The organism is Streptomyces sp. NPDC001781, from assembly GCF_053596035.1.
In genome coordinates this window covers 137415-149780 of sequence record NZ_JBSFFI010000006.1, presented here as the reverse complement: position 1 = coordinate 149780, position 12366 = coordinate 137415, and the positions used below count along the sequence as shown (strand labels likewise).

Below are 12366 nucleotides of genomic sequence, written 5' to 3'. Positions count from 1 at the left end.
TATGCCCGAAGCCGGAAGGAGCCGCAGCATGCGCGCCCACCTAGCCCGCGTCGACGCGGTGCTCGTTCAGGCGGTCATCGCCGCCGCGCTGTCCTTCGCCCACCTGCACGACATCGCCTCGGCCGCCGGTCAGGACGGATGGAAGGCGTGGGCGTATCCCGTCTCCGTCGACCTGCTGCTCGTAGCCGCCTGGCGCCGACTGCGCTCCGGCGACGCCAAGGCGTCTGGGTGGTGCTGGTTCGTGATCGCGCTGACCGCCTCCCTCGGCGCGAACGTCGCCACCGCCGGACTGCTCGACATCGACCAGGTACCGGCCTGGCTCCGCATCCTCGTCGCGGGCTGGCCAGCCGTCGCCTTCCTCGGCGGCACCCTCCTCGCCCACTCGACCCCGCCGCCGACGGACGACCACCCCGAGACGACTGACGAACCGGAGCAACCGCAGCCCATCGAGGACCAGGAGGACGCGCCCGATCCGGCCGAGGCCCTCCCGGCCGCGCCGACAATCGAGCCGAAGCCCGCTCCGCCCGCGGTCCCCGTCCCGGCGGCCCTGGTCGAGCACGCACGCAAGGTCGCCACCGAGCACCACAACCGCACCGGAACGGCCATCGACACCCCGACCCTGCGCGCCCGCCTCGGCGTGCCTCTGCCCCTGGCCGACGCCATCGCCGCACAGCTCTGAAAGGAGCCCTCCATGTGTGCCAACCGCCGCTTCCGCTCCATTTCCCGCATCGGCCCCGTCCAGGTCGGCACCTCCTACGACGGACGCGGCCGGGAAAAGCACACCGCCGCCTGCACGGCCCCGCGCTGCGGCTTCTCCGCCGACTACGACAGCCGCGCCGCCGCCGAACTGGCCGCCCGCACCCACCGCTGCCCCGTCCGCTGAAAGGACCCTCCTCCCGTGACCGTCAGCCTCCCGCTCGTCGTCGTCCTCGGCTTCTTCGCCTGGGGAGCGGTCAAGTTCCTCGGCGTCCGCACGTGGATCGTCGTCCTGATCGCCCTCTTCGGTTTCTGGCTCTCGCACACGTTCATGGCCCCGGCCATCGAGTCCGGCACGCGCTCCGGTGTCGGCGTCGTCAACGGCTCACATGACTAGACGAGTAGGTAAGGAGAGCTTCGCCGTGTTCCTGCCCAAGTACCCCGAGACCCCGACCCCGCCGCCCGCGCACACCCACACCACGGCCGAACCGACGCCTACGCGGCGCCCGGTCCCGCAGATCTCCGTCAGCACCGGAGCCGTCGCGGCCGTCCTCGTCGGCGGCGTCGTACTGACCGCGCTCCTGGCCGCCGTCGCCATCACGGCCGTATCCGTGGCCGTCGCCGCCGTAGTCCTGCGCTCAATGCTCCGCGACCAGCACCGCCGCTGACACACCAGACCCCCGGGCCGGCCTCGATACCGCCAAGCATCCGCCGCCCCGGGGGCCCTCACCCCTCCCAGCCCAAGCCAGAAGGAGCAAGCCCATCATCACCCGCGCCACCCCGCCCCCGCTGACCGAACTCCGAGACCTGGCCGCCCTCGGCACCATGCCCGCCCTCCTGCGCCAGCTCTCGGGCCTCGGCGGCTGCACCCACCCGATCCGCCTCAACGGCCACCGCACCGAGTACGACGTGAACACCCGCACCGGCGAGATCGGCAGCGTCCTCCACCACCTCGACTCCGCCGCTCTCCCGGCCGGACACCTCCTCGTCCGCTGCAACAACCGCCGCACCACCCGCTGCGCGGCCTGCGCCGAGGTCTACCGCCGGGACACCTTCCACCTGATCACCTCCGGTCTGCGCGGCGGTAAGGGCGTCCCCGAACGCGTCGCCACACACCCCCGCGCCTTCGCCACCTTCACCGCCCCCGGCTTCGGCCCGGTCCACAACCGCCCCACCGGCCCGGCCGGTTCAGTCCGCCCCTGTCGCTGTGGCACCCGCCACGACCAGGACGACCCCGCCCTCGGCACGGCCCTCGACCCCGACACCTACGACTACGACGCGGCCGTCCTCTGGAACGCGCACGCCGGAATGCTGTGGCGCCGCTTCTCGACCTACCTGCGCCGCGAGGTCGCCAAGCGCGCCGGCCTCACGCAACGGGCCTTCCGCGAGCACGCCCGGGTGTCCTTCGCCAAGGTCGCCGAGTACCAGAAGCGCGGCGCCGTCCACTTCCACGCCGTCATCCGCATCGACGGCCCGGAGGGCGGCGACACCCCGCCTCCCGCCTGGGCCACCGCCGAGCTGCTGACCGACGCCATCCATGCCGCCGCCACCGCCGTTCGCGTGGACGGGCCCGTCGTCGACGGCCGGGCTCACGTCTTCACCTTCGGCCGTCAGCTCGACGTGCGCACCATCCGCTCCGCCGACTTCGACGGCGGCCAGGAGCTGACCGAGCGGGCCGTCGCCGCCTACATCGCCAAGTACGCCACCAAGGGCGCCGAGACCGCGACAGGAGCTCTCGACCGGCCCCTGAAGTTCGCCGCCGAACTCGCCCAGCTCGACATCACCGACCACGCCCGCCGACTGATCCGCACCGCCTGGGCCCTCGGCGGCCGCAAGGACCTGGGAGACCTCCGCCTGAGGGCCTGGGCCCACATGCTCGGCTTCCGCGGCCACTTCTCCACCAAGTCCCGCCGCTACTCCACCACCCTCGGCGCCCTCCGCGACGCCCGCGCCGAATGGCGCCGCGCACAAGCTGCCGCCGACGCCCCTACCGAGCCGGACACGACCCTCGTCCTCGCCCACTGGGTCTACGCCGGAACCGGCCTCACCGACGCCGAAGCCTGGCTCACCGAAACCCTCGAACCCGCCCCCGGAACAGAAGGAGAACCAACGCATGCGTGACGACGAGCTGTTGACCGTGGCCGATGTCATGGCTCGCCTGAAGGTCGGACGGTCGACGGTCTACGACCTGATCCGTACCCGCCGCCTGCCCTCTGTCGCCATCGGCCGGTGCCGGCGCATCCCGGCCTCCGCCGTGGGCGAGTTCATCGCCGGACAGTTGGAGCGTGCGGCCTGATGACCAAGCGTCGGAGCCGCGGTGACGGCGGCCTGCACTGGGACGAGAAGAGACAGCGGTGGATCGCCACGGCGAACCTCGGCTTCGACCCGAGCGGCAAGCGGATCGTGAAGCGGGGGAGTGGCAGGACCAAGACGGAGGCGAAGAACAAGCTCAAGGAGGTGCTGCGGGACCACGAAGACGGTCTTGCCATCGCGCCCACCAACTACACGGTGAAGGACGCCGTGGCTGACTGGCTGGAGTTCGGATTGGCGGGCCTCGACCCCAGTACCGTCGAGACCGTCACGCTCCTAAGCCGGAATCACGTCATCCCGTCTCTCGGCGCACGCAAGCTGCGCGATCTGAGTGCGGAGGACGTGGATCGCTGGCTGGCCACCAAGGCCGAGACGCTCAGCACCCGTACGCTTCAGGGGATTCACTCCTGCCTCAACCGCGCGGTCAAGCGGGCCATGGCGCGGGACAAGGTGAAGCGCAATGTCGTCGAGTTGTGCTCGGTGCCTCAGGGGCAGGGCGGACGCCCGTCCAAGGCGCTCACCTTCGCCCAAGCGGACGCCGTACTCAAGGGCGCCGAGGGAACCTCGATGTACGCGTACATCGTCGTCGCGCTCCTGACCGGTGCCCGTACGGAAGAGCTGCGGGCTCTCACCTGGGACCACGTCTTCCTGAAGGGCCGGCCGGACCTCGACCCGCCGCAGCCTCCGCACATCGCGGTCTGGCGGTCGGTGCGGAGGAGTGGGGACACCAAGACCCGGAAGTCCCGGCGCACGCTCGCTCTGCCGGCGCGCTGCGTGGATGCCCTCTGGCAGCAGTTCGAGGATCAGGGGTGGGACCGGCTCGCCGCTGATGAGGAGTGGGAGGAAAACGGGCTCGTCTTCTCGTCTGCCGTCGGCAAGCCGCTCGATGCCGCCAACGTCCGCCGTGCCTTCCGCCAGGCGCTCAAGGGCATCGACGGGATCAACGCCGACGAGTGGACGCCGCGGGAGCTGCGGCACAGCTTTGTCTCGCTGCTCTCCGACCGGGGCGTGCCGCTGGAGGAGATCTCGCGGCTCGTCGGGCACTCGGGGACCGCCGTGACCGAGGAGGTCTACCGGAAGCAGATCCGGCCCGTGATCCAGACCGGTGCCGTGGTCATGGACGGCATCTTCGGCACGCAGGAACGGTACTCGTAGGCACGCAGAAAAGCGGTAGTCACTCAGATAGACACGCAGGCAAAAACAAGAAGACCACCTAGAAATGTTCCTAGGTGGTCTACCTGCTGTTTTGGCTGTCGGGGTGGCGGGATTTGAACCCACGACCTCTTCGTCCCGAACGAAGCGCGCTGCCAAGCTGCGCTACACCCCGATGTCGCTGCTGTCGCGGCGACGTCGTTTACTTTAGCCCACCGGGGGCCGGAGGCGAAATCCAGTTCAGACGCGGCGGCGGACCGGGGAGGGGCGGGCGTGGTCCAGGGCGATGAGGACCACCGCGGCGGCGTATATCGCGAGGCCCAGGAGGAGCGCGTTGGCCAGGGTGTGGCGGTAGCCGTGGGCCGGGACGTCCAGGAACGGGTAGAGGGAGCGGGCCCGGACCAGCAGGAGGACCAGGTACGCCAGCGGGAACAGCAGCCAGCCCGCCGCCTGCCGCAGCTGCATCCGTGACGCGGGGGTCAGCAGCAGCCAGTCCAGCACCGCCGCCAGCGGCACCAGCGTGTGCAGAACCTGGAGTGCCGCCCACTGCGCGTGCCACCGTGCCGGCGGCGCCGTCGCGCCCGTCATGGTGAACGGTGGCGTCGTGTGGGCCAGCAGCGCGTGGTACACCACCGCGCCGATCACCACGTACAGCAGCACCGCCCCCGTCAGCGCGGCGGGCAGTGCGCGGCGCGGACGCCAGGAGCGGGAGGCCGACACCAGCATGACCGCCGCCAGCAGCACCGTGCTCTGCACCTGGAAGTAGCTCAGCGCGCGGGACGGGCCGGCCAGGTGGATCTCCAGAGCCACCCCCGCCGCCGCCAGCAGGGCGGTCAGGAGGCGGTACGCGGCGACCAGGGGGCGTCGGACCGGCGCCACGACCGCCGTCACCGGCACGAACGACGGCTGCAGTGCGGGCGTGCTCTCCCAGGGGATCGCGGGCAGATCCGGGATCTCCCGGGGCACGGGCGGTATCGGTGCGGTCATGCCCTCACGCTAGGCAGGACGGCGAAAAGCAACCATTCGGGGCACTCCGGTCGGGTTACTCCCGCTCGGCCAGGGTCACGTCCGCTCCACCAGCGTCAGCAGCGTCGCCTCCGGGGGGCAGGCGAAGCGGATCGGGGTGTAGCGGTTCGTGCCGCAGCCGGCCGAGACGTGCAGGTAGGAGGTGTTGCCCTCCGCCGTGTGGGTGGACAGCCCCTTCACCCGGTCGGTGTCCAGGTCGCAGTTGGTGACCAGCGCGCCGTAGAAGGGGATGCAGAGCTGGCCGCCGTGGGTGTGCCCGGCGAGGACCAGCGGGTAGCCGTCCGCCGTGAAGGCGTCCAGGGTGCGCAGGTACGGCGCGTGCACGACGCCCATCGAGAAGTCGTGGCCCTCGGAGGGGCCGCCGGCCACGCGGGCGTAGCGGTCGCGCTTGATGTGCGGGTCGTCCAGGCCGGTCAGCTCGATGGAGACGCCCTCGACCTTCAGCACGCCCCGCTGGTTGGTCAGGTCCAGCCAGCCCGCGGTGTCGAAGCCGTCCCTGAGGTCCTCCCAGGGGTTGTGGACCACACCGACCGCGGGGGCGTTGCCGTTCAGGCCGTGCCTTCCGCTCGCCTTCTCCAGCAAGTACCGTGCCGGGTTGCGGAGTTTGGGGCCGTAGTAGTCGTTGGAGCCGAAGACGTAGGCGCCCGGGAACTCCATCAGCGGGCCCAGCGCGTCCAGCGTCTCGGGGACACCCTCGGGGTCGGAGAGGTTGTCACCGGTGTTGATCACGAAGTCGGGGCGCAGCCCGGCCAGCGACTGGAGCCAGCGCTGCTTCTTGCGCTGCCCGCCCACCATGTGGATGTCGGAGACCTGGAGCATCCGCAGCGGGCGCATACCCGGCGGGAGGACCGGCACGGTCACTCGTCGGAGGCGGAAGGAGCGGACCTCGAAGCCCGCCGCGTACGCCACTCCGGCGGCCCCGGCCGCCATGATTCCCAGGGGTACTCCGTATCGCGCGCGCATACGCCCATCGTGTCAGACCCCGCCGCGGTGCCAAGAGCTGGCGTCCCCGTAATCAAGGGGCGTTCGGCCATCCGCACCTGCGACAATCGGTCCATGACCACCACGCTCAAGTCGAAGCTCCACGACGACCTCAACGCCGCGATCCGCGAGCGCGACGAGCTGCGCTCCGCGACGCTCCGGCTGACCCTCGCCGCGATCACCAAGGAGGAGGTCGCGGGCAAGGAGAAGCGCGAGCTGTCCGACGACGAGGTCCTCAAGGTGATCACCAAGGAGGCGAAGAAGCGCCGTGAGGCCGCCGACGCCTTCGCCCAGGGCGGTCGCCCCGAGCAGGCCGAGCGGGAGAAGGCGGAGGGCGAGCTGCTCGCCACCTACCTGCCCAAGCAGCTCTCCGACGAGGAGCTGACCACGATCGTGGCCCGGGCCGTCGAGGAGGCGAAGGCGGGCGGCGCCGAGGGGCCGCGGGCCATGGGTGCCGTCATGAAGATCGTGAACCCCGAGGTGGCCGGCCAGGCCGACGGAGGCCGCGTCGCCGCGATCGTGAAGCAGCAGCTCCAGGGCTAAGCGGGACATGACAGTGGGGCCGCACCTTGCACGAGGTGCGGCCCCACTGTCGTGACGAGCCTCAGTTCCGGCGTCCGCCGTTAGCGTTCCCCTGCACGAGCCCCGGCTTGGTCGGCTTCGGCTGCCCGGCGCCCGGACGGCTGCCGTTGTTGCCGCCGTTCCCGCCGGTCAGTCCGCCGAAGAGGCCGCCGATCAGGCCCCCGCCGGTCGTTCCCGGACGACCGCCGCTGCCGTCACTCCTGCCGTTGCCCCCGCCGTCGCCCTTGTCCCGGTCGTCGGGGATGTCGATCGTATGGAAGTCGGGCGCGTCCTTGCCCGACAGGGCGCCGGACATCGCGTCCCGCCAGATCGGACCCGGCACGCCACCACCGAAGACCAGGGCGTGGTACGTCCCGCCGATGGTGATGCCGATCATCTTCACGTTCTGCCGGGCACTGCCGACCCAGACCGCGCCGGACATGTTCGGGGTGTAGCCGACGAACCAGGCGTTCTTCCGCTCGTCCGTCGTACCCGTCTTGCCCGCGCTGTCCCGGTCGTTCAGACCCGCCTCCTGGCCGGTACCGGAGTCGATCACGTCCCGGAGCAGGGTGTTGACCGTGTCCGCCGTCTTCTCGCTCATCGCCCGCGTGCAGGTGGACTTCGGCACGGGGATCGACTTCTCCTCGTCACCGGCCTTCTCGGTGATCGACTCGATGGCGACCGGGGTGCAGTACATGCCGCGCGAGGCGAAGGTGGCATACGCGTTGGCCATGGTCAGCGGGGACAGGCCGATGGCGCCGAGCGCGATGGCCGGCGTCTGCGGCAGCTTCGAGCCGTCGCCCTGCACCACGTGCAGCCTGTCGGCCATCTTGGCCACCGGGCACAGCCCGATGTCGGAGATGAGCTGCACGAAGTAGGTGTTGACCGACTTGGCCATCGCCTCCTTCATGCGGTACGGGCCCTTCTCGGACTCGTTCTCGTTCTCCGCCATCTCTTTCTCGGTGTTGCGGTACGGCGTAGAGCCGCACCGCTGCACCGGGCTCGGGTACGCCATCTTGTACGGCGCCGAGTACGCCTGGGTCGGCGGCTTGCCGCCCTCGATCGCGGCCGCGGCCACGAACGGCTTGAACGTCGAGCCCGTCGGGAAACCGAAGTTGGAGCCGCCCAGGTCCCGGTCGACCGAGAAGTTGTACTCCGTCTCGTCCTTGCCGTAGCCGAACGGCTTCGACTGGCCCATCGCCAGCACCTTGCCGGTCCCCGGCTGCACCAGGGTGGCGGCCGCGGCGACCGAGTCGGACTTGTAGACGTGGTCCTTGAGCGAGTCCTGCACCGACTTCTGCGCCTGCGGGTCCAGCGTCGTACGGATCGTCAGGCCGCCCTTGTTCCAGAGCTTGGCGCGCTCCTCGCGGGACTTGCCGAAGACCGGGTCGGTCAGGAAGACGTTCTCGACGTACTTGCAGAAGAAGGCGGAGTCGCGGGTCGCGGTGATGCAGCCGTTCTTGGGACGGCTCACGTGCAGGTCCAGCGGTGCCTGGCCGGCCCGGTCGGCCTCGGCCTGGGAGATGTCGCCCAGATCGGCCATGCGCTGGAGCACGGTGTTGCGCCGCTTGGTGGCCTCGGCCTCGTCGTTGACCGGGTCGTAGCGGCTCGGGGACTGCACGATGCCCGCCAGCAGTGCGGACTCCTGGAGGTTGAGGTCCTTGGCGTGCTTGGAGAAGTAGCGCTGGGCCGCGGCCTCGACGCCGTAGGCCTGCTCGCCGAAGAAGGTGATGTTGAGGTAGTTCTCCAGGATCTTCTTCTTGCCGAGCTTCTCCTCGATCTGGATCGCGTACTTCAGCTCGCGGACCTTGCGGCCGAGGGTCTGCTGGGTGGCCTGGGCGACCTTGGTGGGGTCGTCGCCGGCCTCCTCGATGAAGTAGTTCTTCACCAGCTGCTGGGTGAGGGTGGACGCGCCCTGGGCGACGCCCCCGCTCTGCGCGTTCTTGTTCAGCGCGCGCAGCACACCCTTGAGGTCGATCGCGCCGTGCTGGTAGAAGCGCGAGTCCTCGATGGCGACGATGGACTTCTGCATGTACGGCGAGATGTCCTTCAGCTCCACCACCGTGCGGTCACGGGAGTAGACGCTGGCCATCTGGTGGCCCCGGCTGTCCAGTATGGTCGTCCGCTGGCTGAGCTGGGGGCTCTTGAGGTTGGCCGGGATCTCGTCGAAGCCCTGCACCGAGCCCTTCGCGGCAAGGCCCAGCGCCCCGGCGGCCGGCAGCGCGATCCCCGCCATCACCGCCCCGGCGAGCACACTGACACCGAGGAACTTGGCGGCCTGCTGCGTGGCCGACAGACCACCGCCCGAGCGCTTCTTTGGCATGGAGGCAGCCTAATCCGTGGTGATAAGCGTTCCGGGGGAGCGACGGGCCCCCGGGCGGTTCGGGTGCAGGATCGTGACGTCCGGTCGGGTGGTGCGACGGCATGGCGGCGTGACGGGGCGGCGACGCGGGGCCCAACGTTGTCATTCGCCGGACACGCGCACAGGCGTTGGCCTAAGCTGCGTTCAACTGTCACAGCGGCGCGGCCGGGTAGCAATACGTCCGGCGACCCCGAATCGCTCCGGTGAGCCCCGGCTTCCCGATGTGGGCGTGCCCGAAACCGCCTCGTGTGTCACGCGGCGCCCCATGTGCCGCATCACAACCATCCCGCTTTGCCGGGATGATCACGCATGTCGCCCGCTCACTCCTCCGGGTGATCTGCCGCTTACCCATAGTCCGTTCGGGCCATTCAAGATTGGGCCCGAAGGGGGTGTTGCGCTGTGCGCGCCTTCCGTAACGTCCTCAACTGGCCGCGGTGAATATGCCGCTGCCGCCGTGGGGGAGCCTCGATTCGGGAGAGGACGGCGCCGGTATGGGCTGGGTTACCGACTGGAGTGCGCAGGCCGCCTGCCGCACTACTGATCCGGATGAACTGTTCGTGCAGGGAGCAGCGCAGAACAGGGCCAAGGCGGTGTGCACCGGATGCCCGGTGCGCACGGAGTGCCTGGCCGACGCGCTGGACAACCGCGTCGAGTTCGGCGTGTGGGGAGGCATGACGGAGCGCGAGCGCCGGGCGCTGCTGCGCCGCCGGCCCACCGTGAGCTCCTGGCGGCGGCTGCTGGAGACCGCCCGCTCGGAGTACGAGCGCGGCACGGGAATCGTGCCTCTCGACGACGACGAGGTCTACGAGAACTACGCGGCCGTGAGCTGACGGCTTGCGTCGGGCATAGGCCGGCGGCATCGACGGGGCCGCACGGACGCGCCGCACCGGAGCGTGCCTGTACGGCGCCCGGGGCCGCCGCTAGGACAGTTCCGTGTGCCCCGCCGCGAGGCGGTCGCCGATGTCGCGCAGGCCCGTGAGGTCGTGGACGTCACCGGGGAGCGCGGGTACTTCCACGATGGCCACCTCGGGGTGGTGACTGATGAAACGGTCCCGCGTGCGCTGCTCGCGCGCGAGCAGCCGCATGCGTTCGGCGTGCAGCCGCAGCAGACCCGCGGTCAGTTCGTCCACGGGCCGGTCCGGGTCCGGGGCGGAGTCCGATGGGGTGGAATCTGAACTTCCTTCTGTTTCTGGGGAGTTACGAGCGTCAGCATTCCCGTCCGTCTGATCCACAATGCCGGGCTCCACAAGATTTTCCGCGGCGGCGAGCGCCCGCTCGGCAGACAGCCGGGTGGCGGCGCTGCCGTGGACCCGGTTGAGCACGAGGCCGACCAGCGGCATCTCCTCGGCCGCCAGCCGCTCCACGAAGTACGCCGCCTCGCGCAGGGCGTCCCGCTCGGGCGCCGCCACCACCAGGAACGCCGTCCCCGGCGCCTGCAACAGCTTGAAGGTGGCGTCCGCGCGGGTCCGGAAGCCGCCGAAGGTGGTGTCCATGGCGGAGATGAAGGTCTGCGCGTCCTTGAGGAGCTGACCGCCCAGGATCTTGCCCAGGGTGCCGGTCATCATCGACATCCCGACGTTCAGGAACGCCATCCCCGCGCGGCCGCCCAGCTTGGCCGGCGCGGTCAGCAGCCGGATCAGCCTGCCGTCCAGGAAGGAACCGAGCCGCTTGGGCGCGTCCAGGAAGTCCAGCGCGTTCCGGGAGGGAGGGGTGTCGACGACGATCAGGTCCCACTCGTCCTCGGCACGGAGCTGGCCGAGCTTCTCCATCGCCATGTACTCCTGCGTGCCCGCGAAGCCGCCGGAGACCGTCTGGTAGAAGGGGTTCGCCAGGATCTGGGCCGCCCGCTCGGGGTCCGCGTGCGCCTCCACGACCTCGTCGAAGGTGCGCTTCATGTCGAGCATCATGGCGTGCAGCTCGCCGGGCTCGGCGCCCTCGACGGGGGACCCCTCCCGGCGGTCCTCGGTGCCCTTGACCCGGCGGGGCACGTTGTCCAGGGAGTCGATGCCCATCGACTGCGCCAGCCGCTTGGCGGGGTCGATGGTGAGGACGACCACCTTGCGGCCGCGCTCGGCGGCTCTCAGGGCCAGCGCGGCGGCCGTGGTCGTCTTGCCGACGCCGCCGGAGCCGCAGCACACCACGATCCGGGTCTCCGGGTCGTCCAGCAGCGCGTCCACGTGCAGGGTCGGCGCCGGGGACCGGCCGGAGCGTGCGTCCGGGTCGGCGGCGGTCTGCGGCTCCTGGCTCATGACAACCCCTGCTTCCGCAACTCGATGGCCAGCTCGTACAGGCCCGCCAGGTCCATGTCCTCGGCGAGCAGAGGCAGCTCGTCCACCGGCAGATCCAGCTCGCCGAGGACCGCGCGCTGCTCCTGCTCCAGGGTGTGCCGCTCGGCGTACTCGGCGGCCTGTGCCAGCAGCGGGTCGACCAGCCGCTGGGCGTGCCCGCCACGCCGCGCTCCGCCGAGGCCCGCCGAGGACAGCGCGTCGGCGACGGCGGTGCGCGGGACGGTACGGACCAGGTCCAGGTCGGCCGCGTCCAGCACCTCGGGGCGGACCATGTTCACGATGACGCGGCCCACCGGCAGCCCCGCCGCGCGCAGTTCGGCGATCCCGTCGGCGGTCTCCTGGACCGGCATCTCCTCGAGCAGCGTGACGAGGTGCACGGCCGTCTCGGCGGACTTCAGCACCCGCATCACGGCCTGCGCCTGAGTGTGTATCGGGCCGATCTTGGCGAGACCGGCCATCTCGTCGTTCACGTTGAGGAAGCGGGTGATGCGGCCGGTGGGCGGAGCGTCCATCACGACGTGGTCGTAGAGGAAATCGCCCTTCTTGTCCTTGCGGCGCACCGCCTCGCACGCCTTGCCGGTCAGCAGGACGTCCCGCAGACCGGGCGCGACGGTGGTGGCGAAGTCTATGGCGCCGATCTTTCTCAGCGCGCGCCCGGCGCCGCCGAGTTTGTAGAACATCTGGAGGTAGTCCAGAAGTGCCTGTTCGGCGTCGATGGCGAGCGCGTACACCTCGCCTCCGCCGGGAGCGGTGGCGATCCTCCGCTCCTCGTAGGGCAGCGCCTCGGTCCCGAAGAGCTGCGCGATGCCTTGCCGGCCCTCGACCTCGACGAGAAGCGTCCGCTTCCCCTCGCCGGCGAGGGCCAGCGCTAGAGCGGCGGCGACCGTCGTCTTTCCGGTCCCGCCCTTGCCGCTGACGACCTGGAGCCTGCTCACGTCTTCGAGCCTAACCAGTCCGGGCGGCACTCACGCGGGAGGCTGTGGATAACAG

Annotated in this window: 14 protein-coding genes and 1 tRNA gene; 9 read left to right on the top strand and 6 right to left on the bottom strand. The window is 70.4% G+C overall.

Annotation, left to right across the window (positions count from 1 at the left end):
- Positions 1–28 precede the first annotated feature (28 nt).
- The 7 genes from ACWCV3_RS07955 (at position 29) to ACWCV3_RS07925 (ending at position 4161) form a co-directional block, all read left to right on the top strand.
- Positions 29–679: a DUF2637 domain-containing protein gene (locus ACWCV3_RS07955; protein WP_451220046.1), complete on the top strand. Its 651-nt coding sequence runs from the start codon at positions 29–31 to the stop codon at positions 677–679.
- Between the two features lie 12 nt (positions 680–691).
- Entirely contained in the window at positions 692–883 is a 192-nt protein-coding gene (locus tag ACWCV3_RS07950; protein ID WP_451220043.1) for a mobile element transfer protein, read from the top strand.
- Positions 884–898: 15 nt separating this feature from the next.
- Complete coding sequence (locus tag ACWCV3_RS07945; protein ID WP_256032819.1) at positions 899–1093, top strand: hypothetical protein; 195 nt, start codon at positions 899–901, stop codon at positions 1091–1093.
- Positions 1094–1118: 25 nt separating this feature from the next.
- The gene (locus ACWCV3_RS07940; protein WP_451220343.1) at positions 1119–1364 is read left to right on the top strand and encodes a SpdD protein; all 246 of its coding nucleotides are present in this window, start codon (positions 1119–1121) and stop codon (positions 1362–1364) included.
- A gap of 157 nt (positions 1365–1521) precedes the next feature.
- Positions 1522–2817 carry a replication initiator gene (locus ACWCV3_RS07935; protein WP_451220040.1) on the top strand — a complete coding sequence of 432 codons (1296 nt, stop codon included), beginning with the start codon at positions 1522–1524 and terminating at the stop codon, positions 2815–2817.
- Positions 2810–2992: a helix-turn-helix domain-containing protein gene (locus ACWCV3_RS07930; protein WP_067241065.1), complete on the top strand. Its 183-nt coding sequence runs from the start codon at positions 2810–2812 to the stop codon at positions 2990–2992. The genes ACWCV3_RS07935 and ACWCV3_RS07930 overlap by 8 nt, the downstream gene beginning before the upstream one ends.
- Positions 2992–4161, top strand: coding sequence for a site-specific integrase (locus ACWCV3_RS07925; protein WP_451220037.1), 1170 nt, complete (start codon positions 2992–2994; stop codon positions 4159–4161). Before ACWCV3_RS07930 ends, ACWCV3_RS07925 begins: the two co-directional genes overlap by 1 nt.
- 98 nt (positions 4162–4259) lie before the next feature.
- On the opposite strand, the gene ACWCV3_RS07920 is transcribed toward ACWCV3_RS07925, so the two are convergent.
- The 3 genes from ACWCV3_RS07920 to ACWCV3_RS07910 form a co-directional block, all read right to left on the bottom strand.
- Positions 4260–4333: transfer RNA gene (locus tag ACWCV3_RS07920), tRNA-Pro, on the bottom strand.
- Positions 4334–4398: 65 nt separating this feature from the next.
- Positions 4399–5145, bottom strand: a complete 747-nt coding sequence (locus tag ACWCV3_RS07915; RefSeq protein WP_451220034.1) for a Pr6Pr family membrane protein — start codon at positions 5143–5145, stop codon at positions 4399–4401.
- A 75-nt stretch (positions 5146–5220) separates the two neighbouring features.
- Entirely contained in the window at positions 5221–6147 is a 927-nt protein-coding gene (locus ACWCV3_RS07910) for a metallophosphoesterase (protein ID WP_451220031.1), read from the bottom strand.
- A 93-nt stretch (positions 6148–6240) separates the two neighbouring features.
- On the opposite strand from ACWCV3_RS07910, the gene ACWCV3_RS07905 reads away from it, so the two are divergent.
- Positions 6241–6708 (top strand): GatB/YqeY domain-containing protein, encoded by a 468-nt coding sequence (locus ACWCV3_RS07905; protein ID WP_451220028.1) that lies wholly within the window; start codon positions 6241–6243, stop codon positions 6706–6708.
- Positions 6709–6769: 61 nt separating this feature from the next.
- Here ACWCV3_RS07905 and ACWCV3_RS07900 read toward each other — a convergent pair whose 3' ends face one another.
- Complete coding sequence (locus ACWCV3_RS07900; RefSeq protein WP_451220025.1) at positions 6770–9049, bottom strand: transglycosylase domain-containing protein; 2280 nt, start codon at positions 9047–9049, stop codon at positions 6770–6772.
- A gap of 530 nt (positions 9050–9579) precedes the next feature.
- On the opposite strand from ACWCV3_RS07900, the gene wblA reads away from it, so the two are divergent.
- Complete coding sequence (wblA, locus tag ACWCV3_RS07895) at positions 9580–9918, top strand: transcriptional regulator WblA (RefSeq protein WP_030811461.1); 339 nt, start codon at positions 9580–9582, stop codon at positions 9916–9918.
- A 90-nt stretch (positions 9919–10008) separates the two neighbouring features.
- Here wblA and ACWCV3_RS07890 read toward each other — a convergent pair whose 3' ends face one another.
- Together ACWCV3_RS07890 and ACWCV3_RS07885 are read right to left on the bottom strand one after the other, a co-directional pair.
- A complete protein-coding gene (locus ACWCV3_RS07890) occupies positions 10009–11337 on the bottom strand; it encodes an ArsA family ATPase (RefSeq protein ID WP_451220021.1) in 1329 nt (442 codons plus the stop codon).
- Positions 11334–12311 (bottom strand): ArsA family ATPase, encoded by a 978-nt coding sequence (locus ACWCV3_RS07885; RefSeq protein WP_451220018.1) that lies wholly within the window; start codon positions 12309–12311, stop codon positions 11334–11336. The genes ACWCV3_RS07890 and ACWCV3_RS07885 overlap by 4 nt, the downstream gene beginning before the upstream one ends.
- Positions 12312–12366 lie beyond the last annotated feature (55 nt).